Consider the following 24,848-nt stretch of genomic DNA (forward strand, 5'->3'; position numbering starts at 1 on the left):
AAGCAACACTGATGAATTTGATTATCAAATCAGCCCTCATTACCGACCCAAATTCCCCATTTAACAATCAAACCGCCGATATTTTAATCACTGATGGCACTATCAGCAAGGTAGGCACTATTGATGATGCCGGTGACGCTGAAATATTTAATGCAGCCGGTAAGCATGTTTCGCCTGGCTTTTTGGACCTTAACTGCAACATTGGCGAACTGGGTTTCGAAACTAAGGAAGATATAAATACCGGTACATCGGCTGCTGCCGCGGGTGGCTTTACGGCTTTGGCGCTTATGCCGAACACGCAACCTCCGGTACATTCAAAAGCCGAAGTTGAGTATCTGATTAACCGTTCGCGCGGTAATCTGGTTGATATTTATCCGCTTGGCACCATTTCACATAAACGGGAAGGAAAAGACCTTGCCGAAATGTTTGACATGTACAGCAGCGGCGCAAAAGCCTTTACCGACGGTAACCGCCCTGTGCAGGATGCCGGTTTGATGGAACGCGCCTTGTTATATGTTCAGGGTTTTGGCGCTACGGTATTTTCTTATCCCGAAGATACTGCAATAGTCGGCAAGGCAAAGGTAAATGAAGGTCATATCAGCACTTTGCTGGGCATGAAAGGCATACCGCCGCTGGCCGAAGAACTGATGGTGGCCCGCGATTTATACCTGGCTGAATACACCGATACCAAACTTCATTTCAGTACTATTACAACCAGCCGTTCGGTGGAGTTGATAAGAGAGGCGAAGAAGCGCGGTATTAAAGTAACCTGCGATGTGGCAGCACATCATCTGGTTCTTACTGATGAAGTGCTGCTGGGTTTTGATAGCCTGTACAAGGTTAAACCGCCGCTGCGCACGCAAGCAGATGTTGACGCGCTGATAGTAGGGTTAAACGATGGCACTATCGATGCCATAGTATCACAGCATACGCCGCATGAGATTGAATTTAAAGATGTAGAATTCGAAATAGCCGAATACGGTATCATTGGCTTGCAAACAGTTTTTTCATTGGCCGTACAGGCAGGTTTAAGCGCAAATATTATCGTGCAGAAGCTGGCTGTAAACCCACGGCAGATACTCTCAGTAGGTACTCCGGTGATTGCAGAAGGAAGGAAAGCTAATCTTGTGGTGTTTGATACGGCGCAGGAATGGGAATATAACAAAGCGAACAACCTGTCACGTTCATCTAATTCGCCGTTCTTATCACACAAATTAACCGGTAGGGTGTTGCTAACATGTAACAATAACCAGTTTTATAAATCTAAATAATATGATATACCCAAAAGTTCAGTCGGCTGTTAATGCCGCTCTGCAGGCTTTCAGCACACAAACAGGTTTTGACGCCGCAAGCCTTAAAAATGAGTTGCAAACGGTTTTTTCTTCGGATAAGGATTTTTTAGGTAAGGTTGAACTTTTGGACCAGGCGTTTGATGATAACCCGCGCACAGACGTATTACGCGAGGTGTTCTTTGATTTGCTGCTGATCAACTTTTTCAGTGCGGATATTAAAAAACTTGACGAGGATTACCTGGAAAGCGAAGAATGGGCACAGATAGAAGAAGATACCATTGACCGCGGTACCGAACTTCTTAACCTGCTTTTATATCTTAACGAGTGTGAGGACGAAGCGATTGAGCCGGGACTTGAAGATTATCTGAAAGAATTTTTATTGGTTGACGAGGATGAGTTTCAGGACGAGCACCGTATTTACGAGCCGGTTATAGCTAACCAGATACTGATGGAAAGCCCGGTAAGTGAAATTGCTAAAGTGGCTAAAAGTTTACCTGAAGATTCGGAACTGAAAGAAATATTCTATCCTATGATGGCATATTTCCATGATATCGATCCGTCTGCTGAGGCAAAGAAGGAAGTTGCCGGCAATGCTGTTAACCCTGAGTTTGATCTACCGGTTTACGAGATTTTAACTAACTTTAAATAAACCTTAAAAATCAATTACTATGGCTGAACTTGTTGCAGACAGTACGGTAAGAAAATCGGCTGTCACATCCGGACTTATTTTAGGTGTGGTATCAAGTGTTCTGAGCATTCTGTCATTTTACTTCACCACTACCATGACTACATCAATGTGGCTGATCATTTTCAGTCCGCTGATATTTTCTATCATTATCCCTATTGTAATAGCTATATTTCTTATCCTTGATCTTCGGAAAAAAATAGGTGGCTTTTGGTCATTCAAGCAAGCAACTACAGGAACTTTCATTATGTTCATCATTTCATCAATTGTATCCTTTTTGTTGGTGAGCCTGCTGTTCGCTAAAGTTATTGAGCCGAATATGATTGATAAATCCCGCGATTCAATGGTGAATGCGGTTACCGCGATGATGGAAAAAACCAGTCAGCCCCAGGAGAGTGTTGACAAAGCTATTGCTGATATCAATAAAAAGTTTGACGAACAGCGCGATACCGGTGCGGGTAAGATGGTGATGGGATTAGGTATAATGGTTATCATTTCCTTTATATTGGCGTTAATATTCGGCGCTATCTTCAAGAAAGAACCGCCAAGATATATCGTTCAGGATACCGACCCTACAGTGTAAAGAGACTAACAGCATAATTAAAGGCAGATAGCAATATCTGCCTTTTTACTTCTACCGCTTGATGATCTTGCGTGTTTCAAGCACTTTATTCCCTGCAATAATCTGCAGAAAGTAAACGCTTTCGGACAACCCGCTTACCTTAAGCTCGGCTTTATTTGCTCCTTTATGTTTTATACCCTCATTTCTACGCAGAACAACCTTGCCGTTCATATCAATCAATTTCAACTGTACTTCAATGGATTGTGTTAATTGATATTCGGCAAATACAGTGTCATTTGATGGGTTAGGGTACACGCCAAACTTTGATTCAGGCATTGCTACCGTATCGGGTACAAACACTTTCCGGGCTTTTACCAGGGTGGGGATAGTATCATTAAAATTAGCAGGAGCGGTTTGCGACGATGTATAGGTGCCTTGTACATTGAACCACCAGTTACTTGTACTATCGGGTAAGTTATTGCCTTTTACCCACAGGCTGTAGTAGCCCGGTGCGTCTCCGGCTGGTGTGGTATAAGTAAGCGTTTGCCCTTTTTGCGTGGCATTGAATATTCGTGATGCTACTTTAACGTGCGTGCTATTATCAAGCGATGTTTTGTTGAGTTCAAGGTGCAAATTTGTATTTGCCAACCAGCCGTCCACGTTATAGTCAAGTAGGGAAGTGGTAATAGATTTACCGGCATCAACCCAAATACGGCAAACTTCCTGCTGTGTGTTGCTTGCCGGTGGAATGCTCAAATCATTGCTGGCATCCCATTCCTGAGTAACCGTTTTGATTTCAGGGTCGAAACTTCCTGTGATACCTTCAGGGGCCATTACCAGGTAACCCCGTCCGTTCACATTAGCCGGAACAGTAACCGTAAGTTTTCCGTTAGTTACGGTAGCGGTTATATTGTGATCGGTGTAATCGGTTAATACCGTGCCATCCGGAATACTTGTTGGTGCGCTTAAAGTAACCGCCGCACTTTGGTTGCTGTTTAAAAATACCATGGATTGTTGTCCGCCGGTTTTTTGAAAAGCGTACACCCAACCGTTTGACGGGTTATATTCATTGCTAATACCGCCTGTACAGATAAACTTATGGCACCACAGCAATTTGTTAAGGTGATAATTAAGGTTGTGGTCGTCAAGCATGGTGCTGCCATAACAGTCGGCGTCGGTACTCCAGTCTTTATACGACACGATAGGTGTGCCAAAGCCAATGGTAAGCGTATAAGCATACCCTAAAAGCGAGTGTTTGGGCAGCAACGGGTTAGTGCCCGATTCGGAATTGATTTCATTAACTACAGTCACAGCCTGATTTGGAGCCGTTACCATATAACTGCGATAAATATCATACGGGCCGGGATCTACCGAGCCCGCTTCAGGGTTGATCTCATTACTTGTGCCCCAGCTTAGGTATTTGGTTTGCAAAGCCCCCATCCAGAAGCGGTTAGTGCGGCAAAGCGTTTGCAAGGTGCCTTGCAGCGAAAAATCGTAACAGGTGAAATTGCTATTACCGGCTTGCTGCATCGACTGTTGAGCCCATTGCTTAACATGCGCAGGCCCATATTTAGAGGTAAGCAGTTCGGCATAAACAAACTTGTCTTTCATAGCGCCATATTGTACAAACTCTTTCAAAAAGTCCCATGATATACCACCTGCGGCATCAAGCCGGTACCCTTGTATGCCCGTCGCCTTTATCAGCCAGTCGCCCCAGCGGCCAAGCTGCTGGGCACAGTAAACACCTGCAAAACCATGTACACCATGTTGGCCGTTAATGTGCGCAAAGTCAGGTCCGAAAGTGCCATCATTTCCTCCGGTAGGCGTACCGTCAGGATAAACCATATTCGGCTCATGCGGATCATCAGGACCGCCCGGTGCAGCGGGATATTGATTCGGGTTATGAAAGTCAAGTGTGTACTTTGGAAATCTACCGCCGCCGTTATTGCCATAGGCGTCTTTGTAGTTGTACCATAAGTAATCAGGAGCTATTGGCGTAACGTTAGCCGTTATAGATCGGTGGTTGAGTATGAAATCCTCATATGTATCTAAACCATTGGCACGCAGCATGGCTATCATACGTGTTAATTGAGTACGTGAGCCATAACGTGTTTGGTAATTGCCATTCTGCAGCTTATCGCCAAGATCATAATCATCGAATAAGCCATAACCACCATCATAAATTCCGCCGACAATAAAGCGTGGATTTGCAGCGGATCCCGAGAAACCGAGGTTACCCTTTGAAAAAGGGGGTAGCCAAACCGCGGTGAATCCACTGGAGGCAATTATATTCGCCTGTTTAGCAATCCTGTCGTAATGCCATGTCTCGGTAGGCACCATAGAGTTTGGATCGGGAGGACATGGCACGCCATGCGTTTTATCAAGCACCCAGTTGTTGCCATTATAGTGTCCGCCCAAATAAAATGCTTGTAATATGGCCTTTTGGGCTATACTGTTCAGGCAGATCAAATGAAAGCATATCAGCAGGGGAAAAGCTTTCTTTCCCGATAGTTTAACTGGCATTGGTTTACAAAATCAAAAGGCGAACGATATTATTCGTCCGCCTTCAAATATATAAAAATGCCTTATTATGAAATAGCTTGTCTATACAGCTTATTTAGGCAAAATGTGTTTAAGTATATCGTTACCGAACGCAAAAACCATAAGTGATATCAGCATAACAAAACCCACCAATTGAGCACGTTCAAGGAATTTATCACTAAGCGGCTTGCCTTTTATCATCTCGATGATCAAAAATAATGAGTGGCCACCATCAAGTGCCGGTATAGGTAACAGGTTCATCAGCGCCAAAACCATTGATAGCAAACCTGTCAGGCTCCAGAAACGGAACCAGTCGAACTGGTCGCCAAACATTACCGCGATACCGATAGGGCTTGAAACGGCCTTGCGTGGGTTAACCTCGCCGGTAAACAGTTTCCCAAGTCCTTTTGCATTATCTCTGAAAGATGTGATAGCCCGGTTAGCGCCAACCGGCAGCGAGCTAAAGAAACCATAATTAATAGTTTTCTGGTCGGGAATATCCCATTTGTACGAAAATCCAATAAGACCTTCTTTATTAACCTGTGCTTTGAGTTGTTTAAGCTCACCTTTACGCTTCACATCAAGTGCTACGGTTTTGCCTTTATTGCTGTGCAAAGCTGCTTGTAGCTGATCAAAAAATGCTATCTGATGCCCATTTACTGCTACAATGCTGTCGCCTTTAACTAAGCCGGCTTTGTGCGCATTGCCGCCTTTTACTACCGAATCTACAGCGAATTTTGTACGCGGAACTCTACTAATAAATTGTTCAATGCCATAGTCAGAAATATCATTTAGTATGCTTTTCGGAACTACTACATCAACCATCTTGCCATCGCGTTCTACATTAAGCGTTGTATTGTCAAGCAATACTTTTGAGCTAATGATATCTTCAAAACGCTCAACAGGCTTGCCGTTAATTGCGAATATCTTATCACCGGGTTTAAGACCTATCTTGCTGCCAATAGTGCCGGGTACAATGCCATATTTCAAAGCGTTATTAGGTGTGTAGGTTTCACCGTAGCGCAGTGTAAGCATCCAGAAGATAAAAATACCCACAATGATGTTCACAATTATACCGCCCAGCATAACGATAAGACGCTGCCATGCCGGTTTTGAACGGAACTCCCAGGGCTGCGGCGGACCGGCCATTTGCTCGGTATCCATTGATTCGTCTATCATACCGGCAATTTTTACATAACCACCCAAGGGTAGCCAGCCAATACCGTATTCAACGCCTTTGTAATTAAATTTAAACAGACTAAAGTTCCACGCATCAAAAAACAGGTAGAACTTTTCAACCTTGATGCCGAAAGCTCTGGCTGCAATAAAGTGCCCGAATTCGTGAAGTATAACCAGGATAGACAGACCCAGCAGTAATTGGCCTGCCATTATTAATACGCTCATCTATTATTGTATCAAGTTGTAATGCCTAACGGCAATTTCGTTACTAAATTTTGCGCAAAGATGCGTGTTTGTTTGTCAGTATTCAAATAATCATCTAATGCAGGTTGCGAAATAAATGGCATTTGCTGCATGCAAACCTCAATTATCTCACTCATGGCTAAAAAGCCTGTTTCGCCTTTTAAAAACGCCGCAACGGCAATTTCATTGGCAGCGTTAACAATGCAGGGCATATTACCGCCCTTATTTAACGCCTCAAATACCAAACCAAGATTACGAAATGTCGTAATGTCAGGTTTTTCAAACGTAACGCTTGGATAATCGGTAAAGCTGAAGCGTTTGTAATTATTTTTTATCCTTTCAGGATACCCGAGTGCGTATTGTATAGGCAGCTTCATATCAGGCAAACCCATCTGTGCTTTTACCGAGCCATCCTGAAACTGCACCAGCGAGTGTACGATGGATTGCGGATGAACGATCACCTCTATCTGATCTGCTTCTAAGCCAAACAGCCATTTTGCTTCAACCACTTCAAGGCCCTTATTCATCAGCGAAGCTGAATCGATTGTTATTTTTGCACCCATTACCCAGTTAGGATGCTTTAGCGCATCGGCAGCGGTAACGTTTGTCAATTGTGCTGCATTCTTTCCACGGAATGGCCCGCCAGATGCTGTAAGGATGATTTTCTCTATCGAGTTCTGCTCTTCACCTGCAAGACATTGAAATATGGCTGAATGCTCCGAATCAACAGGTAATATCTTTACATCATGCTGCTTTGCAAGCGCAGTTATCAGTTCACCCGCTACAACCAGTGTTTCTTTATTGGCTAACGCGATATTTTTGCCTGCTTTTATGGCAGCTATAGTGGGTTCAAGTCCGGCAAAACCAACCATTGCGGTTAACACAATGTCGATTTCAGACAAAGTAACCAACTCACTTATGGCGGCATGACCGGCATGTACCTTAATATGGTATGCTGAAAGCGCCTCTTTTACCTCACAATATTTGCTTTCATCGCAAATAGCAACATGCTGCGGCTGGTACTTTACAGCTTGCTCAATAAGCAGTTTAGCGTTATTGTTCGCCGTAAGCAATAAAACTTTAAACAGCGACGGGTTTTCACTCACTACCTCAAGCGCCTGCGTTCCTATACTTCCTGTCGAGCCTAAAATGGCTATGTTTTTTATTGTTTTCTGCATTATGAGTTCAGCGCGTCCGCTATCTTACGGTCGTTTGACAGGCGGGGTAATTTGTGTTGTCCGCCCAGTTTTCCCTGCGACCGCATATAATTAATAAAGGTACCCTTTTTAAGGCTTTTGATAACCAGCGGCTGCAAAATGTTGCCCTCTATAAGGTCAAAATAATAAATATTTTTCTTTTGCAGGGCTTTATCCACTTTCAGCGCAAATGCTTTAAGGTCGGCAGGTTCCTTCCCGAACTCAACAAACCACTCGTGATAAGGCAGCTGCCCCTGCGACGGATTAACCTGCGGCGCAACCGTAAATTCAACCACATCAACGCCTTCCTCGGCAGCTACGCTTATTAATGCATGTTCAACTTCTTCTCCAATTACGTGTTCGCCAAATGCTGATATATAGTGCTTTATGCGGCCAGATACTACAATGCGGTACGGATTTTTCGACACAAATTTAACCGTATCGCCAATGCTGTAGCCCCATAAGCCGGCATTAGTGTTAAGTATCAATGCATAGTTTTTATCCAGTTCAACTTCTTCCAAACTTATACGTGTCGGGTTATCATTAAAGTATTCATCGGCCGGAATAAACTCATAGAATATACCGGAATCTACCTGCAAAAGCAACCCTTTTTCCTTTTGCGAATCCTGAAAGGCGATGAAGCCTTCAGATGCAGGATAGGTTTCAATAGTATCTATCTTAAAGCCTACAACTTCTTCAATGCGAGCACGATATGGCTCGTAATTAACGCCGCCGTATACATACAACTTGAAGTTTGGAAAGATGTCTTTTATCTTTTTCCCACCGAATTTCGCTGACAACCTGTCGAAATACATCTGGCACCATGGCGGTATGCCCGATATCAGGCGCATATCTTCTTTAGCGGTTTCTTCAACTATGGCGTCAACCTTCGTCTCCCAGTCGTCAATACAATTTACTTTATAACTGGGCAGGCGGTTGGCCTGTAAATAACCGGGTACATGGTGGGCTACTATGCCCGAAAGTCGCCCGGTAGGTATGCCTGATTTCTCAGCAAGTTCAGGACTGCCTTGTAAAAATATCATCTTACCGTCTACAAACTTCGCGTTGCCGGTTTCGTGTATGTAGCAAAGCAATGCATTACGCGCGGCGGTAATGTGCGCAGGCATGCTTTCTTTCGAAATAGGGATGTACTTTACGCCGGATGTAGTGCCCGATGTTTTGGTAAGGTACGCGGGTTTGCCCGGCCACAGCACGTTCTCTTCACCATGCATAACACGTTCGATATAAGGTCGAAGCTCTTCGTAATCAACAACCGGAACTTGCTTTTTAAAATCTGAATAAGTCCTTATTTGAGCAAAATTATGGTCGGTACCAAATTGAGTGTCTTTTGCCTGATTGATAAGCTGCTGTAATGTTTTGTTTTGCAATGCCACAGCGTTTTTACGCTGATAATTGATTTGCCGGTTAACCCAGGCTGCGAATACTTTACTTAAAACGGATTTTAATCCCATACATTAATCGGTTTCGGCAACATCATCATCCACATCCATGTGGCTGTAAACCAGTTTACGGTAGGTAACTGCCAGCACAATATTAACAAACGGATATGTAAAAAGCATGGCAACTGAGATGATTGGGTATATTTTTGACAATGTAACCGGAAGGGCTATCAACAGCAAAATAATACCTAATATGCTTATAATTTTTAAGAGATAACCCTTTGTTAAGATAAAGCTTTGCTTAAGCGACTCAAAAGGTCCTGAATCATCATCAACAATAAATGTATTGAAGAACATAATGCGGAAAGCCAGATACAAACCGCCAATTAATCCTACAAGTGATGTAATGTCTTGCACAACCGGGTACTCATCCAGATAGTTTATTGCTATATTGAAATTCGTTACCACAAACGCCAACATAAAAACCACTGCCAGGTAGCTCAATACCATTTTTATTTTAGGGACTATTTGCGAAAACTCGAATTCATAATATTCACTGTCTATCACCGTAAATATCAATTTATATAAGCCTAAAGTTGAATAAGCCTGTATAAAAATGATGATAAACGAAATGATCATGGTAGTAGTGAAATCATCCGTATCAGCATCTGAAGTAAAAGTAAAAGCTATGGCAACTGTAAGAATTGTTAATAGAATGAATGCTACAGCCGAATAAACTATGATGGTGACAAAGTTATTCTTAAAAATGTGCCAGGATGTTTTAAGTGTTTCTATAATAGAAAACGGATGGTACATATGTGCTGTTTATGATTTTTTTAATATCACGCGCTTCCAAAAATCCTGCATAAAGCCTAAACCATAGGCAGTAAGTTGAATAAAGGCAGTTGCTATGCTCAAAAATGCGATTTTTAGCGATTTGTTTTTCCCCAGCGAATGAAAAAATATCAACAATATGTAAACACCAAGCAAAATATTACATAAATGTGCAACTGGCCATTGTAACACGTTAGCTATCAATACAAAAACTAAAAACAGTGTGAACAATGCCGGAAAAAAATGAACCGCTTTAAGCGTATCAGGAAAAAACTTATAAATATTTATCCGTGCGCGACCGAAAAAATGCGCCTGTTTATAAAATTGTAGAAAATCAGTACGGCGCTTATGATAAACTATAGCTTCCGGTATCAGCCCGATTTTAAAGCCGGCTGTATGTATGCGTATGCTATACTCGATATCCTCACCCGAACGGGTGATGATAAAACCGCCAACCGTTTCCCACACCTTGCGTGATACACCCATGTTAAAGCTGCGCGGATGAAACTGTCCGCCCATATTTTTTTTGCTGCCGCGGATGCCACCGGTAGTGAAAGGGGAGGTCATACTGTAGCTGATGGCACGCTGTATAGCGGTGAAAGAAGGATGCGCCGCATCGGGACCACCGTACATATCCAGCCAGTTAGTTTGCAGCGAGCGGTTTACTATTTCCAGGTAATCGGCAGGTATCAGGCAATCCGAATCAAAAATGATAAAGTAATCGCCTTTAGCGCGCTCAAAACCATAATTGCGTGTAAATCCCTGGCCTTCGTTGGGCTTGGTAAAATATCTCAGATCAAGCTCTCCTTCGAAACTCTTTACAATATCTGCAGCATCCAGTTTCGATCCATCTTCAATAACCAAAACCTCAAACTGCTTATAAGTTTGCAGCGTGAGCGTTTCCAGCAGTTCTTTTATTTCCTGCGGACGGTTATATAAAGGTATGATGATGGAGAAGAGCATTTTCGGATGTGCGGGTATGAAGATGTGCGGATGTGCAGATTTCTTATGATTCGTTAGTAATTTGATTTTAACTTAAAGCGTTCGGATTGCGTGGTTATTATCTGCACATCTGCATATTTACGCATCTGCACATTTTAACTACACATCTACACCACCTCTTCAATCTGATAATTATTCCTGTCGTGCGAGTTGCGTGATACCAGTTCGGCTACAAAGCCGGTTAAAAACAGTTGCGAACCCAGTATTATAGCTACCAGCGCTATATAGAACAGTGGATTATCGGTAGTGTCGCGAAAACGTTCGTTATTTGCGATATGGTACAGCTTTTCGGCCATTATCCATATGGCTATAATGGTTCCCGCTAGAAAGCTAAGTACCCCCATTGTACCGAAAAAGTGCATGGGGCGTTTGCCAAATTTGCCAACAAAAAATATCGAAAGAAGGTCTAAAAAGCCATTTACAAAGCGGCTTAATCCAAATTTGGTTTTACCGTATTTGCGGGCACGGTGTTCAACCACCTGTTCGCCAATTTTAGTAAAGCCCGCCCATTTCGCAATCACCGGAATGTAGCGGTGCATTTCGCCATATACCTCAATGTTTTTTATTACGGCTTTGCGGTATGCTTTCAATCCGCAGTTAAAATCGTGGAGGTTGTGTATGCCCGACATGCTTCGTGTAGCGGCGTTAAATAGTTTTGTTGGCAACGTTTTGCTGATAGGGTCGTAGCGTTTCGCTTTCCATCCTGAAACAAGATCATACTTTTCTTCGGTAATGCGGCGGTACAGCTCAGGTATTTCGTCGGGACTGTCCTGCAAATCTGCATCCATAGTGATCACTACATTACCCTGTGCGGCTTCAAAACCTACGTTTAGCGCTGCTGATTTACCATAGTTACGGCGGAAACGAATACCTTTCAGGTGCGTATTGTTTTGTTTCAGGCGGCATATCATATCCCACGATCCATCTTTACTGCCATCGTCCACCAAAATAACTTCGTAGCTGAATTTGTGTTCGTCCATTACACGAGCTATCCAACTGGTAAGCTCGGGCAGAGATTCCACTTCATCGTACAAAGGCACTACTACTGATATATCCATTATTAAGCGCGGTTTTTGCGCGATGCAAAAATATAAAAATTCGGCAATGGTTGTTAAAGGTGTTCAGAAGTGAGGGCTTGTTTACTCCCAAATGCCGTTCGCTTCGGTTAAAATCACCGGTGCGCCATCCGTAACTAAAATGGTGTGCTCATGCTGAGCTACGAATCCGCCTTTATCGCCTAAAAGCGTCCATTTGTCGGGCTGCTGCACTGCGTAGGTAGAACGGGTTGAAATGAATGTCTCAATTGCCACAACACTATTTTTGCGGAAACGTGTTTTATTATCGCGTTCGTAGTAGTTTAAAATATCATGCGGTTCTTCGTGCAGGCTGCGACCAACGCCATGGCCGGCAAGGTTTTTAATTACAGTAAAGCCATACTTTGCCGCTGTTTTTTCAATCAGCAAACCAATGTCGGCTATTTTTACGCCGCCTTTTATACTGCTTATGGCTTTCTCGAGTATCAGTTTTGAAGCGTCTACCAGCGGCTGGTGATTGTTAATGTCATCACCCAAAATAAACGAGCCGCCATTATCAGCCCAAAAGCCATTTAGCTCGGCTGATACATCGATATTTATCAGATCGCCCTCTTTAAAAATCTTATTTTCAGACGGTATGCCGTGTGCAACTTCGTTGTTAACTGATATGCAGGTGTAACCGGGGAAATTGTAAGTAGCTTTTGGCGCAGATTTAGCACCGGCTCGGGCAAGCATTGTTCCGCCAAAATCATCAAGCTCTTTTGCCGACATACCCGGACGGCAATACTCGCGCATAGCTTTTAAGGTACGTGCAACAAGGTCAGCAATGGCTGACATGCCTATTAGTTCTTCCTCGGTTTTTATCGACATTTAGCGTTTTTTTTGTAATAATTATGCCAGCCCAAGCACTTCGCTTGTACGAGCTCTTGTAGCGTTGGCCAGTTCCTCATTGTTAGATAATGATTGCCCGTACGATGGAATCATTTGCTTGAGCTTCGCCTGCCATGCCGCTGACTGTGCTTTGTCTTTAAAACAACGCTCAATAAGCTGTATCATAATAGGAACGGACGTTGACGCACCCGGTGAAGCGCCAAGCAGCGCTGATATACTACCATCGGCGGATGTTACCACTTCGGTGCCAAATTCAAGCTTGCCGCCTTTTTTCTCATCTTTCTTGATGATTTGTACACGCTGACCGGCAATTTCCAATTTCCAGTCGCTCATTTTTGCTTCAGGATAGTAATCTTGCAATGCTTTCAGCCTGTCGGTTGGCGATTGCAATACCTGGCCAATAAGATATTTTGTTAACGGTATCTCATTTACGCCTACAGAAAGCAATGGACGGATATTGTCAAACTTTATAGACTTAAAAAGGTCAAGCAATGAGCCTTTTTTCAAAAAGCGGGTTGAAAAACCTGCGTACGGACCAAAAAGTAATTCTTTTTTGCCGTTCACTGTACGCGTATCTAAGTGTGGTACCGACATTGGCGGCGAACCTACCGAGGCCTTACCATACACCTTGGCATTATGTTGCGCAATTACTTCAGGGTTATTGCAAACCAGCCACTGCCCGCTTACCGGGAAGCCGCCAAAGCCCTTGCTTTCGGGTATGCCTGATTTTTGCAGCAGGGGTAAAGCACCGCCACCCGCACCTACAAATACAAATTTCGCATTAAGTTTACGGGTGTTGCCATTAGCTGTATCTTTAACAGTGACAGTCCAACTGTTGTCTTTAGCGCGTTTGATGTTTTCAACCTCATGCTGAATATGCAGGCTTACACCTGGTTGCTGACGCAATTTGTCAAAAAGCATACGGCTAAGTGCGCCAAAGTTTACATCGGTGCCAATATCCATGTAAGTGCCCGATACTTTTTGGCCAGCATCACGGTTCTGCATAACAAGCGGCATCCACTGTTTTAACTGTGCATGATTTTCAGAGTAAAGCATGTCTTTAAAAAAGTGATGCTTTGCCATAGCCTGCTGGCGTTTTTTCAAATACTCAACATTTTCGGCACCCCAAACAAATGCTATGTGCGGCACTTTAGTAATAAAGCTTTTAGGAGATGAAATAAAACCCGTTTCAACCAGGTGTGCCCAAAACTCTTTGCTTATTTCAAATTGCTCGGCAATTTGTATGGCTTTTTTAATTTCTATAGAACCATCAGGTTTTTGCGGGGTATAGTTTAACTCGCAAAAAGCCGAGTGGCCGGTACCGGCGTTATTCATCGCATCGGAGCTTTCGGCAGCGATGGTATCAAGTCGTTCAAAAATCTGTATGGTCAGGTCGGGTTGTAATTCTTTCAGCATTACACCTAATGTAGCGCTCATGATACCTGCGCCAATTAATACTACATCCGCTTTATTTAGCTCCTGACTATTGTTGCTCATTTGTATAAGTGAGTGCGGCCTGCCGGCCGGTAAAAAGTTAACTGATTAAATTGAAAACGGTTTTATACGTACTGATAATTATATATCACATTTTGATTTGCTATGTGATAAAACCATTTTTATAAAATCAGGCAATTTTAATAAATTTTATAGAAGCAGTTGCGGTATAAATGTAAAAAATATACTGAAACGGTTTTCGGTATACTTATTTAAACAGATCTGAAATTTATAAAGATAATTAGGTTTTAACAGCAAAATATAATATCCGATGGTGTTTTTTTAGTTAATCAGTGGTTTGGCGGGGAGTGTATAATAGAAATGTGGTTTTTTTGCTTGTTTATCTATTGTATGGCGTTTAAAGTGGAGGTAAAAGTGAATTTTTGGCATAGTGAATTTTCTTAACAGTGGAAATTGTCACTATTTTTTATTTTGAACTGGATTTATACGTAATTTTCAAAAAAAGGATAAATATTTTGTTAAATTATTATGGATTTTATAAAAATAATTTAAATTCGCCTTCATATTGATTGACAACTGCAATTAAACCCCAACATTTTAAAAAGAAAATTAAATAGAACAATGGCAAAACTTGAGTACATCTGGCTTGACGGCTACAAACCAACCCAAAGCCTGCGCAGCAAAACAAAAATTGTTAAAAGTTTCAGTGGTAAAGTAGAAGATTTAGACAACTGGAGCTTTGATGGTTCATCAACCGAGCAGGCACCGGGCGGCTCGTCAGATTGTATCTTAAAACCGGTTTATGTTGTTCCTGATCCTCAGCGCAAAGATGGTTACCTGGTAATGTGCGAAGTATTGGATTCAACCGGCAAACCACACGAATCAAATGGTCGTGCTTTAATTGAAGACGATGATAATGATTTCTGGTTCGGTTTTGAGCAGGAATATTTCCTTTGGGACCCTGCAACCAACAAACCTCTTGGTTTCCCTGCAGGTGGCTACCCTGGCCCGCAAGGCCCTTACTACTGTTCGGTAGGTGCTAACAACGCTTTCGGTCGCGAAATTGTTGAAGAGCATTTAGACGTATGTTTAGAGGCAGGCTTAAACGTTGAAGGTATCAACGCCGAGGTTGCTGCCGGTCAGTGGGAATTCCAGATCTTCTCAAAAGGCGCTAAAGAAGCCGGTGACCAAATCTGGATCGCTCGTTACTTATTAGAAAGAATTGGCGAAAAATACGGAGTAGCTGTAAACTGGCATTGTAAACCGCTTGGTCAGCTTGACTGGAACGGTTCGGGCATGCACGCTAACTTCTCAAACTCACTATTACGTACAGCAAACAGCAAAGAGAAATTTGAGGCTGTGTGCGAGGCTTTCCGCCCTGCAGTTGCTGAGTGTATTGCTGTTTACGGTGCTGATAACGATCAACGCTTAACCGGTAAACACGAAACCGCTTCGATACATGATTTCAGCTATGGCGTGTCTGACCGTGGTGCATCTATCCGTATCCCGCTTTACGCTGTTGAGCACAACTGGAGCGGTTACCTTGAAGATCGTCGTCCTAACTCGGCTGCCGATCCATACAAAGTAGCAGCAGTTATCATCAAAACTGTAAAATCAGCAAACGTATAACCTCTTGTTGCATAATTAGTTTTTGTCCCCCGGTTGTTCAATCAGCCGGGGGATATTTTTTTGTGGCCTGTTTTAAATGTCATGCGAGGGTGAGCAACGATGTGATCTCTTTAAACTCAATTTGTCATTCTGAACGTAGTGAAGAATTTATGAGCGACAGATGCTTCGTTCCTCAGCATGACAAAAAGTGCAGAGATTTGTGTATTTTACTACCTTTAACTTATGCAATCTGATAACAAGCTTTTAGCATTCCTTACCGGTAAATCACACCATAGTCTCGCCTTGTTCAATCATTTTATAAGTGAGTTTGAAAAGACGGGTAGCGTAACGCTGCATCCGGCTAAAACCATGATAGGGATTGATAACGGCAAGAAGAGGGTTGCATGGGTAACCCAGTTCGGTAAAAGCTTTCTGCATGTGATTTTTCCGTTTCATCAGCCTTATAATGATAATCTATGCTTTCAAAAGATTGCCCAGGTGCCGGGGCAGGAACAATATAACCATCATTTCAGAATGCTGAATGCTGAAGATGTGAACGATGAGGTAAGAAGATTTATGAAATTGGCTTATGCCGAAGAAGAGCTATAACAGCTTTAAATATTGCAGGTAACTACCTGATTCAATCAACTTATGTTGAGTAACAGGCCAGTTGTACAGATATATCCAGCTTTTAATTAGTCCTTCATCGGTTTCAATGTCAACCTGTTCACGCACATACTGCTGCGGATGTGGTTCGGCAGGAGAAATGCCCTCATATTCGTCTAATATTGTCCATGCTTCCGGATTTTGTATTTGATATATGCTCCCGTGAACAAACACCTCAGATTCATTATGCAACACTGCGCCCGGATAGCTACCCAGATCATACAAATGCCCTTTAAACCTGCCGGTTTTGTAAAGCACAGCATGCTTATTCATGTAGAGGGCAAACTCATTGTCGGCAACAAGCAGGGTGCCATAAACAAACAAAAGATTGTTCTCAGCAGTCATGCCGTAATTTAACATTTCGTAGTCTATTTGGCAATAAATTGTTTAATTTGGAGCAAGGCTTTTACCTTTACATACATGAATACCGACCAACTGCTTACCTACCTGAAACAAAACAATATTCAAAAAATAAAGTTCGCTTTTGCTGATATCGACGGCGTATTACGCGGAAAGACCATCAACACGCAAAAGTTTTTGGATGGTTTGCAGGATGGATATGGTTTTTGCGATGTGGTTTTCGGTTGGGATGTGAATGATCAGGCTTATGACAATGTGAAACTTACCGGCTGGCACAGCGGTTATCCTGATAAAGATTGCCGTATCGATCTGTCGACACTGCGTAACATCCCGTGGCAAAATGACCTTACTTTTTTTCTTGCTGATTTTAGCAAGGGTGACGGTAATGATTTGCCGGCTTGTCCGCGCAGCTTGCTGAAACGTATTGTCAAACAGTGCTCAGATATGGGTTATCATGCCGAAGTTGCACAGGAGTTTGAATGGTTCAACTTTAATGAAACGCCGCACAGCCTTGAGCAAAAAGGCTATCGTGATATGGAACCGCTTACGCCTGGCATGTTCGGTTATTCAATTTTACGCACCTCTCAGTGCGACGCGTTTTATAATGATCTGTTTGATCTGTTAACGCAGTTTAATATACCTATTGAAGGGTTGCATACCGAAACCGGCCCGGGTGTTTATGAAGCCGCCATCAGCCATTGCGAAGCGCTTGAAGCTGCCGACAGGGCTGTACTGTTTAAAACAGCGGTTAAGGAGATAGCCTCGAAGCATGGCATCACGGCTACGTTTATGGCTAAGTGGAATGCCGATTTGCCCGGTTGCAGTGGCCATATTCATCAAAGCTTGTGGGACAAGGGCGAAAAGCATAACCTGTTTTTTGATAGCAGCGACGAGCACAATATGAGCGAACTGCATAAGCATTATCTGGCCGGTCAGCTATATTGTATGCCGCACCTGCTGCCTATGTATGCTCCAACTATAAACAGCTATAAACGACTTGTTGAAGGAGCTTGGGCGCCAACTACTATTACCTGGGGATTTGATAACCGTACAACGGCTATCCGCATACTTAACGACAACGAAAAATATACCCGGTTAGAAACCCGCATACCCGGATCGGACACTAACCCTTATCTCGCTATAGCGGCAGCGCTGGCTTCTGGCTTGTATGGTATAAAAAATAAACTTCCGCTTGAAATACCGGCTACACAAGGCAACGGATATACTGATACATGGAACGGTCGTTTACATGCTAACCTGCACGATGCCGCTATTGCTATGCAAAATTCGGGTGTGGCAAAAGAGCTGTTTGGCGATGACTTTGTTGATCATTACACCAATACCCGTTTATGGGAGCATCGCCAGTACGCACGCTCGGTAAGCGACTGGGAACTTAAACGCTATTTTGAAGCGATTTAAGCTGACTATTGATCTACATCTATACTATCAAAAATGACAGAAAAAGAAAAAATGATAAGCGGCGTGCCTTATCGTGCCAATGATACTGAACTTATACAGCTGCGAGCCGAAGTGCGTAAGCTTTTAGGAAAATACAATCAAACTGGTGTTAACGATGATGACACCCAGCGCATATTGCTTAAACAGATTTTAGGCAAAACAGGTGAAAACAGCTGGATTGAGCCGCCTTTTTACTGCGACTATGGCTTTAATATTATCACCGGCAACGATTTCTATATGAACTTCGATTGCGTGATATTGGACGTGGCCCCGGTTATTATTGGTGATAATGTGATGTGCGGCCCTAAGGTGCAGATACTTGCAGCCACACACAGTGTCGATTCGCACGAGCGTAATTTTTCGGGCACCGAGTTAGGATGTTCGGTCACCATTGGTAACAGGGTTTGGATAGGAGCCGGGGTAATCATCTGCCCGGGAGTTACCATTGGCGATGATGTTGTGATAGGAGCGGGTAGCGTAGTAACACGTGATGTACCGCCTAAAGTGTTTGCTGCCGGAAACCCTTGCCGAGTAATAAAATCAATATAATAACAAAGCCCTGAGTATTCAGGGCTTTGTTATTATATTTTTTGAAGAATTAATTCCACATGGTGCCATGCAGGCCTAACACTATACCCATCCATATGGCGATGATAAACCCGATAACACTAAGTACCATACCTGTCGTTTTTTTCCAGCCATCCTGATAAAGGAAATGGCGTGTAAAATAATAGTATGCACCGCCTGCTGCACCTGCCAGCGGAGTAATAACAAGCGGTTGTATCATCCAAAAGGTTCCCCAGGCAGTTGGAACAGGAGTACGTGCACTAAGTATAAAATAGCTGATAACAACCAGCCCGATACCGTAGCCTACAAAAATGTTTTTGCGTAATGTGCCCGTATGGATGGGCCTCAATGTTAAATTGTTTCCTTGTGTCATGATTATTCGATTTTAGTGATTGCTTATTTGCTTTGCATTACAAATTTATGTAAAAGTACTTTGCATTTCAAAGTCTAAATAAAAAAATAAATTTAATCTTATGTATATAACTTAATTGTATCTAAATAAAAAAGGGAAGTGCAACTTATGCACATCCCGTATCCTGATGTTGCCGATGGCTATTTTTCTATTCCGAAATGCTCAACAAGCTTATTGTATTCATCTCGCGAGATGGTAATCATACAACCATGCCTTACTGATTTTGGCATGCTGTATTTATCCCAGTCGCTAAAGAAAGTGTAGCCTGATGCCTGGTACCACGGGCCGTTCAGGTTATCGGCAATTGATAAGCCGTATGATACACCGGGATATTGCTCGTAATAAACGTACCATATTTTGTTATCGGGCGAGGGGATAAGCATAGGCGCTTCGCGGAAATTCGGACTTATTGGCGCCGAAGGTTCTGAATACGGGCCGGTTAGTGATGCTGCCCTTGCTATGCGGATGGTTTTTCCGGTAGGCCAATACAGGGTAGGGTAGGTTTCATCTTTCAATATAGCAAAATACTGATTGCCTACTTTTCGAATGAACACATCAATGGTGCCCATATCCCAGTCGAACAACCTTGTGGGATGATCCGAGAATGTTTTCAAATCTTTTGAAAGCACATACAATGTGCGCTGGCTTGCCCAGTAACGTTCGGGGTCTTCTTTACTGCCCTCTTTATGCGGCGTGTGCCATGTTAGTATATATTGTTTGGTTGATTCATCGTAATACAGCTTTGGCGCACCTAAACGTTGCAGTGCGTATCCGTAATCAGGTGTGGTTTTAAGATCGGGCGTATAGCTGCCAAATTTTTCCCAGGTGATAAGGTCGCTCGACACCCATATATTGATCTGCAATGAAGCATCACTTTGATTGCCTACAATATAATACCGTCCATCATGCCCTTTGCAAATATCCGGATGGCCTTTATAGTCGTTAAAAACGCGCTGCTGGTTGTTTAGTGATTTCCAATGCAATCCATCAAGGCTAACGGTGTAATACAATCGCCCGTAATCCTTATGTATCATATGCGCAAACAAGTATGCCTGGTTCACAGCTTCTGCAGGATTCTTCACTTGTCCGGGAGGGTCAGGCTGTTGCGCAAAGGCGGAAGAAAAACTTATAATAAGTACAATTAGTAAAGTTTGCCATGCTTTTCTGTCACGGCTTTTCAGCATAAATAGTTTCATAAGGAAATGGTTATAATTGGTTCTGCGACTAATTTATAGCAAAGTTTAATCAGAGTTTTGCCCATCCTTTCTTTTGAGACGATACGTAGAAAGATTGACACAATTCAGCAAATAGAAGATATGACTATCTTGACAAAAGATTTGATTTAAAATATCTTTTATTAACTTTCACTTCCATATCATAACTAAAGATGAAAAAATTCCTTAGCCTTATATTGCTTACAATTTCTATTACTGTTTCTGCACAAATACCTAAGCCAATGCCTAATACATTTGTTAATGATTATGCTGGTTTATTAGATACGGCAGAAATAATTAACCTGAATAAAAAGATAAATATCATTGAAAAGCGGGCAGGTATTCAACTTGCCATTGTGTTGATTGATACTTTGCCGACCAATTATGAAATAGAAGACTTTTCGTTGCTGATTGGACGTAAGTGGGGCGTTGGCAAAAATAACGATGGGCTGGTTTATGTGGCAGCAATTAGCCAAAGAAAGCAACGCCTGGAAGTAGCTCGCAACTCAGAAAAAAAATTTACTGAAACAAGGTCGCAGGAAATATTGGATGGAATAAAACCATATTTTAGAGAGAAGGACTATTATGGAGGCCTAAACAAACTGGTTGAAGAAATAGCCTATGATTTGAACGTTGACTTTCAAACTACTGCACAGCAAAGTGCTGTAAAAAATGCAGAAAAGGATGGTAAATGGTACGAATATATAGGCGGCCTGCTTGTATTTCTTGCCCCTTTTGCGGTAATATATTACATTATAAAAAGGAGACAAAGAAACAGGGCAATGCAGGAGGGATACTATTCCGGGTATGATGGAGGTGGTTATGGTTCACTTTCAGCGCCGCGCAAGTACAGTTCACGTCCTTATTCATCATCAGGTTTAGGAACTTTTCCAGCCGGTGCAGCTACCGGTTACCTGGCAAATGAACTAATGGACAAACTGAGTGAGGAAGATAAAGAAAAAGAAGAAGAGGAAGAAAAGAAACGCAGGGAACAGGAGGAATATGAAGCGCGTCATAGGGAAGATGATGAAAGCGACTATGGTAATTGGGGCGGTGGCAGCGGCAGTTCAGGCCGATCGCAAAGTTCAAACAGCGGCTTCTCAGGCGGCGGTGCTACATCCGATTGGTAATTACTGATATTTAATTGGTATTATTTGTTCTGATTGTTTTGAGACGATAAGTGGAAAGATTGACACATTTCTGCAAACTACGCTTGTGGAAAAATGCCTTACTTTGGATATTAACTGTAATTTGAACGGTTAATATCCAAGCCAATTATTTTCATTAACAATTATGAATTACAAAACAACCATTCGTCAGCGCACGGGTATAATCTTGTGTGCAATCAGTTTAGTATGTAGTATGGCTGCGTGTAAAAAAAGCGGTCAGCCACCGAATTTTGAAAAAGAAACCATCAGCGACAGTCCGGGGAAAAAGGAGAACGCCACCTATTACCTGGCAGCCAACAGTAACAGCGCAAACTTCCAGTCGCTGGTTAACTCAGCAGTAGCAGGTGATGTGATCATTTTAAGAACCGGAAGCCATTACGTAACCACGCCGATATTGCTGCCCACCGGTAAAAACAACATTACTATAAGGGGTGAGGCAGGCGCTGTTATCCGCAAAGCGCCGAATACCTTTAACGCCGCGGCAATAGAAATTACAGGCAACTACAACACCATTGATCTGGTAGACCTTGATGGCGGCAACCTGCCCGAAGCCGGTATTATTATTTACGGTCAGCATAACACCATATCAAATAGTAAGATACATAATTGCGGTAACTCAAGCGCTGTAGGTGCAGGTATACTAATACATAATACCGGCAATCCGGTTTGCGCGTTTAATACGGTGATAGGCTGCAGCGTGTATTACAACTACATGGTAGGTGTTTCGCAAAACGGGCATTCGGATGGTGTAATAAGGGATAACATCATCTATGAAAACGGCGCCGAGGGTTTAACCGTAGATATACGCAGCCATAATAACTACGTTTACAATAATACTATCAACAAAAATAATACAGCCAACCGTGGTGTAGGCGGTATCGGTATCGATTTTTCAAACGGCAACCGCATTGATAACAATACCGTATCAAACACCTATTATAAAAGCGGTATTACTTTCCAAAATAACATAGGTGGCTGCGATGGTACTATTGTGAGCAATAACAAGTTAAATAACAACGCTCAATATGGTATTTTGCAACGTTTTACGCAATATGCAAACACCAATACATCATTTGTTAATAATACTTTTTCGGGCAACGTATCCGGAACGACATTTATACAGTATTAGATTATTCTAACTTCAAAAGGGTTTACGGTGTGAACCCTTTGAAGTTACCTGTTATTTAACCACCGGCAAGGTAAAATAAAAAGTACTACCTTTACCTACAACGCTTTCAGCCCAGATATTCCCTCTGTGACGTTTAATTATCTCGCAGCACAGGTATAAGCCGATCCCAAACCCGGCAATATTTCGTGTTTCAGTGTCTTTAACACGGTAATAACGTTCAAAAAGCCGTGGCAGGTCTTCTTCGTTTATGCCAATGCCTTCATCACTAACACTTACCTGTACATGGTTATCAATGGTAACGCAGGCAACGTTGATAACAGAATTGGGCCTTGAGTATTTTACCGCGTTGCTGATGAAATTCTGTATTACATGACTTATCTTTTCCTGGTCGGCATTTACCCAGGTTTCTTCAACCGGGGCAAATACTACTTTATGGCTGGTTACCGAAACAAGCGATTCCTCTTCAACTTCCTTTACCAACCGGGCCATGTCAAACCGCTGAGGGTCTATTTGTAATTTTCCTGATTCAAGTCTCGAAACATTAAGGAAGCCGTTGATCATGCGCGTCATCTTACCCAGTTGTTTCTCAGTACGGTCGAGCATTCCTGCGGTTAGGCGATCATTATTTTCAGTAGTTCTCTTTTTTGATACCTGCACATAGCTAAGCGCTGATGTGAGCGGTGTTTTAAGCTCATGGCTAACCATGCTGATGAAATCGTTCTTACGTTGCTCGTCCTCTTTTAATTCAGTAATATCAACACCGGCGCTAATGTAACCCGCGAATGAGCCGTCACTATATCGCCGTACCGAACCATCTATAAGCAGCCACCGGTAATTCCCATTCTTTGTAAGCACACGATAACTGTCGTGCACGGGTGTTTGTGTTTCAAAAGCGGTGCGATAAACTTTCAGGTGTCTTTCCCTGTCATCAGGGTGAAGCAGGTTGGACCAGCCGTAAGCAAGCAGTTCATTCGTAGGCCGGCCTGTGAGCTTACTCCAGGTTTGATTAAAATATATGGCGTTGCTGGTCTCGTCAGACATAGCAATGTAAACGTTCATGCCCTCGGCCATGGTACGAAAACGGGCCTCGCTTTCAGCAAGTGTATTTTCAGCTGCCCTTATCTCAGTAATATCACGCGTTGTGCCGGCTACGGCTTCAACCTCGCCATGTTCGTTAATTACCGGAGTGAAAATATAGTCGTATATCCGCCGGCCAAGCGTGGCATGCGGAAACGAAACTTCTCCGCGTATAGGCTTTCGGTTAGCTACAACGTAATCAATTTCGCGTTCATGCATTTCGGCATGCCAGGGTTCATAACCGTTTTCAAGTAGGTTTCTGCCAATCGCGTTTTCCCAGGTTTTACCCCACATATTTAATAGTGCGCGATTGGCATAAGTAAACCGATAGTCCAGATCAAATACATAAACCAGGTCGGGCGTGCTTGATGTTATGGTTTCATATAAACGATTTTGCTGCTCAGCCGCGTCTTTTGCCTCATGTAATTCATTTTCGGTATGCTTACGGGCGGTAACATCATTAGCAGCGCCAAACCATTCAATTATTTTACCATTATCATCAATAATAGGTACGGCACGTGAGAACGTCCACCCCTGTGTTCCGTCGGCCTTTAGTACTTGATGTTCAAGTTGATACATGCTTTTTGTACGTATGGCTTCTGCTATAGCCGCTTTAACACGTTCCTGGTCCTGTGGATGTATGTACTTCTCCATCCAGTCGCTCATAGGTTCGCCGGTATCAAGCAAAAAACCACCACCTTGTAACTGATGCATCACGCTCCAGTCGGCACTCATACGGTAAACAACATCTGATGTAGCCGTAACCAGCGCACGAAAGCGTTCATCGCTTTGCATCAGGTCGCCGGTATGCTGCTGGCCCTGCTGCTGTTTTTCAATAGTTTCTCCGGCTGCTTTATCCATATATATGTATAAC

The 24,848-nt window shown here is 42.9% G+C and carries 22 protein-coding genes; 9 read left to right on the forward strand and 13 right to left on the reverse strand.

Annotated features, from left to right (window positions below):
• Positions 1-11: 11 nt before the first annotated feature.
• From EOD41_RS02320 to EOD41_RS02330, 3 genes are read left to right on the forward strand one after another with little or no spacing between them, the layout of a single operon-like run.
• On the forward strand, positions 12-1,271 hold the full coding sequence (locus tag EOD41_RS02320) for a dihydroorotase (RefSeq protein WP_205780473.1): 1,260 nt from the start codon (positions 12-14) through the stop codon (positions 1,269-1,271).
• Between the two features lies 1 nt (position 1,272).
• Positions 1,273-1,941 carry a hypothetical protein gene (locus tag EOD41_RS02325; RefSeq protein ID WP_127703163.1) on the forward strand — a complete coding sequence of 223 codons (669 nt, stop codon included), beginning with the start codon at positions 1,273-1,275 and terminating at the stop codon, positions 1,939-1,941.
• Between the two features lie 19 nt (positions 1,942-1,960).
• A complete protein-coding gene (locus EOD41_RS02330) occupies positions 1,961-2,560 on the forward strand; it encodes a DUF4199 domain-containing protein (RefSeq protein ID WP_127703164.1) in 600 nt (199 codons plus the stop codon).
• Positions 2,561-2,611: 51 nt separating this feature from the next.
• Here the strand turns inward: EOD41_RS02330 and EOD41_RS02335 are convergent, their stop codons facing one another.
• The 9 genes from EOD41_RS02335 to EOD41_RS02375 form a co-directional block, all read right to left on the reverse strand.
• Positions 2,612-5,062, reverse strand: a complete 2,451-nt coding sequence (locus EOD41_RS02335; protein WP_127703165.1) for a T9SS type A sorting domain-containing protein — start codon at positions 5,060-5,062, stop codon at positions 2,612-2,614.
• 90 nt (positions 5,063-5,152) lie between these two features.
• Complete coding sequence (gene rseP / locus EOD41_RS02340; protein WP_127703166.1) at positions 5,153-6,484, reverse strand: RIP metalloprotease RseP; 1,332 nt, start codon at positions 6,482-6,484, stop codon at positions 5,153-5,155.
• Positions 6,485-6,495: 11 nt separating this feature from the next.
• On the reverse strand, positions 6,496-7,680 hold the full coding sequence (locus EOD41_RS02345) for a 1-deoxy-D-xylulose-5-phosphate reductoisomerase (RefSeq protein WP_127703167.1): 1,185 nt from the start codon (positions 7,678-7,680) through the stop codon (positions 6,496-6,498).
• Positions 7,680-9,170 carry a GH3 auxin-responsive promoter family protein gene (locus EOD41_RS02350; protein ID WP_127703168.1) on the reverse strand — a complete coding sequence of 497 codons (1,491 nt, stop codon included), beginning with the start codon at positions 9,168-9,170 and terminating at the stop codon, positions 7,680-7,682. Before EOD41_RS02350 ends, EOD41_RS02345 begins: the two co-directional genes overlap by 1 nt.
• Positions 9,171-9,173: 3 nt before the next feature.
• Positions 9,174-9,914: a hypothetical protein gene (locus EOD41_RS02355; protein ID WP_127703169.1), complete on the reverse strand. Its 741-nt coding sequence runs from the start codon at positions 9,912-9,914 to the stop codon at positions 9,174-9,176.
• Positions 9,915-9,923: 9 nt separating this feature from the next.
• Positions 9,924-10,895 (reverse strand): glycosyltransferase, encoded by a 972-nt coding sequence (locus EOD41_RS02360; RefSeq protein ID WP_127703170.1) that lies wholly within the window; start codon positions 10,893-10,895, stop codon positions 9,924-9,926.
• 146 nt (positions 10,896-11,041) lie between these two features.
• Complete coding sequence (locus EOD41_RS02365; RefSeq protein WP_127703171.1) at positions 11,042-11,992, reverse strand: glycosyltransferase family 2 protein; 951 nt, start codon at positions 11,990-11,992, stop codon at positions 11,042-11,044.
• Positions 11,993-12,073: 81 nt separating this feature from the next.
• Positions 12,074-12,838, reverse strand: coding sequence for a type I methionyl aminopeptidase (gene map, locus EOD41_RS02370; protein WP_127703172.1), 765 nt, complete (start codon positions 12,836-12,838; stop codon positions 12,074-12,076).
• 21 nt (positions 12,839-12,859) lie between these two features.
• Complete coding sequence (locus EOD41_RS02375; RefSeq protein WP_127703173.1) at positions 12,860-14,356, reverse strand: malate:quinone oxidoreductase; 1,497 nt, start codon at positions 14,354-14,356, stop codon at positions 12,860-12,862.
• Between the two features lie 579 nt (positions 14,357-14,935).
• Here EOD41_RS02375 and EOD41_RS02380 point away from each other — a divergent pair.
• Both EOD41_RS02380 and EOD41_RS02385 read left to right on the forward strand, forming a co-directional pair.
• Positions 14,936-15,943, forward strand: coding sequence for a glutamine synthetase beta-grasp domain-containing protein (locus tag EOD41_RS02380; RefSeq protein ID WP_127703174.1), 1,008 nt, complete (start codon positions 14,936-14,938; stop codon positions 15,941-15,943).
• Positions 15,944-16,165: 222 nt separating this feature from the next.
• Positions 16,166-16,531, forward strand: a complete 366-nt coding sequence (locus EOD41_RS02385) for a DUF5655 domain-containing protein (RefSeq protein WP_127703175.1) — start codon at positions 16,166-16,168, stop codon at positions 16,529-16,531.
• Here EOD41_RS02385 and EOD41_RS02390 read toward each other — a convergent pair.
• The gene (locus EOD41_RS02390) at positions 16,526-16,948 is read right to left on the reverse strand and encodes a gamma-glutamylcyclotransferase family protein (RefSeq protein WP_127703176.1); all 423 of its coding nucleotides are present in this window, start codon (positions 16,946-16,948) and stop codon (positions 16,526-16,528) included. The two genes, EOD41_RS02385 and EOD41_RS02390, sit on opposite strands and share 6 nt — an antisense overlap.
• A 60-nt stretch (positions 16,949-17,008) precedes the next feature.
• Here EOD41_RS02390 and EOD41_RS02395 point away from each other — a divergent pair, with 60 nt between their 5' ends.
• Together EOD41_RS02395 and EOD41_RS02400 are read left to right on the forward strand one after the other, a co-directional pair.
• Positions 17,009-18,367, forward strand: coding sequence for a glutamine synthetase family protein (locus EOD41_RS02395; protein WP_127703177.1), 1,359 nt, complete (start codon positions 17,009-17,011; stop codon positions 18,365-18,367).
• 33 nt (positions 18,368-18,400) lie between these two features.
• Positions 18,401-18,955 carry a sugar O-acetyltransferase gene (locus EOD41_RS02400; RefSeq protein WP_127703178.1) on the forward strand — a complete coding sequence of 185 codons (555 nt, stop codon included), beginning with the start codon at positions 18,401-18,403 and terminating at the stop codon, positions 18,953-18,955.
• A gap of 49 nt (positions 18,956-19,004) precedes the next feature.
• Here EOD41_RS02400 and EOD41_RS02405 read toward each other — a convergent pair whose 3' ends face one another.
• Together EOD41_RS02405 and EOD41_RS02410 are read right to left on the reverse strand one after the other, a co-directional pair.
• Positions 19,005-19,346, reverse strand: a complete 342-nt coding sequence (locus EOD41_RS02405; RefSeq protein ID WP_127703179.1) for a potassium transporter KefB — start codon at positions 19,344-19,346, stop codon at positions 19,005-19,007.
• A gap of 179 nt (positions 19,347-19,525) precedes the next feature.
• Positions 19,526-20,581 carry a glycoside hydrolase family 43 protein gene (locus tag EOD41_RS02410; RefSeq protein WP_205780474.1) on the reverse strand — a complete coding sequence of 352 codons (1,056 nt, stop codon included), beginning with the start codon at positions 20,579-20,581 and terminating at the stop codon, positions 19,526-19,528.
• A 191-nt stretch (positions 20,582-20,772) separates the two neighbouring features.
• Here EOD41_RS02410 and EOD41_RS02415 point away from each other — a divergent pair, with 191 nt between their 5' ends.
• Positions 20,773-21,729, forward strand: a complete 957-nt coding sequence (locus EOD41_RS02415; protein ID WP_127703180.1) for a TPM domain-containing protein — start codon at positions 20,773-20,775, stop codon at positions 21,727-21,729.
• A gap of 163 nt (positions 21,730-21,892) precedes the next feature.
• Positions 21,893-22,897: a right-handed parallel beta-helix repeat-containing protein gene (locus EOD41_RS02420; protein WP_127703181.1), complete on the forward strand. Its 1,005-nt coding sequence runs from the start codon at positions 21,893-21,895 to the stop codon at positions 22,895-22,897.
• 51 nt (positions 22,898-22,948) lie between these two features.
• On the opposite strand, the gene EOD41_RS02425 is transcribed toward EOD41_RS02420, so the two are convergent.
• Complete coding sequence (locus EOD41_RS02425) at positions 22,949-24,835, reverse strand: PAS domain-containing sensor histidine kinase (protein WP_240663136.1); 1,887 nt, start codon at positions 24,833-24,835, stop codon at positions 22,949-22,951.
• Positions 24,836-24,848: the final 13 nt, after the last annotated feature.

Source organism: Mucilaginibacter limnophilus, from assembly GCF_004005815.1.
GTDB lineage: Bacteria > Bacteroidota > Bacteroidia > Sphingobacteriales > Sphingobacteriaceae > Mucilaginibacter > Mucilaginibacter limnophilus.

Excerpts from the sequence above, each read along its gene's own strand:
- EOD41_RS02360 (WP_127703170.1), bottom strand. The coding sequence starts at position 10,895 with ATGCTCTTCTCCATCATCATACCTTTATATAACCGTCCGCAGGAAATA.
- EOD41_RS02345 (WP_127703167.1), bottom strand. The coding sequence starts at position 7,680 with ATGCAGAAAACAATAAAAAACATAGCCATTTTAGGCTCGACAGGAAGT.
- rseP (WP_127703166.1), bottom strand. The coding sequence starts at position 6,484 with ATGAGCGTATTAATAATGGCAGGCCAATTACTGCTGGGTCTGTCTATC.
- EOD41_RS02385 (WP_127703175.1), top strand. The coding sequence starts at position 16,166 with ATGCAATCTGATAACAAGCTTTTAGCATTCCTTACCGGTAAATCACAC.
- EOD41_RS02320 (WP_205780473.1), top strand. The coding sequence starts at position 12 with ATGAATTTGATTATCAAATCAGCCCTCATTACCGACCCAAATTCCCCA.
- EOD41_RS02405 (WP_127703179.1), bottom strand. The coding sequence starts at position 19,346 with ATGACACAAGGAAACAATTTAACATTGAGGCCCATCCATACGGGCACA.
- map (WP_127703172.1), bottom strand. The coding sequence starts at position 12,838 with ATGTCGATAAAAACCGAGGAAGAACTAATAGGCATGTCAGCCATTGCT.
- EOD41_RS02395 (WP_127703177.1), top strand. The coding sequence starts at position 17,009 with ATGAATACCGACCAACTGCTTACCTACCTGAAACAAAACAATATTCAA.
- EOD41_RS02365 (WP_127703171.1), bottom strand. The coding sequence starts at position 11,992 with ATGGATATATCAGTAGTAGTGCCTTTGTACGATGAAGTGGAATCTCTG.
- EOD41_RS02380 (WP_127703174.1), top strand. The coding sequence starts at position 14,936 with ATGGCAAAACTTGAGTACATCTGGCTTGACGGCTACAAACCAACCCAA.
- EOD41_RS02325 (WP_127703163.1), top strand. The coding sequence starts at position 1,273 with ATGATATACCCAAAAGTTCAGTCGGCTGTTAATGCCGCTCTGCAGGCT.
- EOD41_RS02375 (WP_127703173.1), bottom strand. The coding sequence starts at position 14,356 with ATGAGCAACAATAGTCAGGAGCTAAATAAAGCGGATGTAGTATTAATT.
- EOD41_RS02390 (WP_127703176.1), bottom strand. The coding sequence starts at position 16,948 with ATGTTAAATTACGGCATGACTGCTGAGAACAATCTTTTGTTTGTTTAT.
- EOD41_RS02350 (WP_127703168.1), bottom strand. The coding sequence starts at position 9,170 with ATGGGATTAAAATCCGTTTTAAGTAAAGTATTCGCAGCCTGGGTTAAC.
- EOD41_RS02410 (WP_205780474.1), bottom strand. The coding sequence starts at position 20,581 with ATGAAACTATTTATGCTGAAAAGCCGTGACAGAAAAGCATGGCAAACT.
- EOD41_RS02330 (WP_127703164.1), top strand. The coding sequence starts at position 1,961 with ATGGCTGAACTTGTTGCAGACAGTACGGTAAGAAAATCGGCTGTCACA.
- EOD41_RS02335 (WP_127703165.1), bottom strand. The coding sequence starts at position 5,062 with ATGCCAGTTAAACTATCGGGAAAGAAAGCTTTTCCCCTGCTGATATGC.
- EOD41_RS02425 (WP_240663136.1), bottom strand. The coding sequence starts at position 24,835 with ATGGATAAAGCAGCCGGAGAAACTATTGAAAAACAGCAGCAGGGCCAG.
- EOD41_RS02400 (WP_127703178.1), top strand. The coding sequence starts at position 18,401 with ATGACAGAAAAAGAAAAAATGATAAGCGGCGTGCCTTATCGTGCCAAT.
- EOD41_RS02355 (WP_127703169.1), bottom strand. The coding sequence starts at position 9,914 with ATGTACCATCCGTTTTCTATTATAGAAACACTTAAAACATCCTGGCAC.
- EOD41_RS02420 (WP_127703181.1), top strand. The coding sequence starts at position 21,893 with ATGAATTACAAAACAACCATTCGTCAGCGCACGGGTATAATCTTGTGT.
- EOD41_RS02415 (WP_127703180.1), top strand. The coding sequence starts at position 20,773 with ATGAAAAAATTCCTTAGCCTTATATTGCTTACAATTTCTATTACTGTT.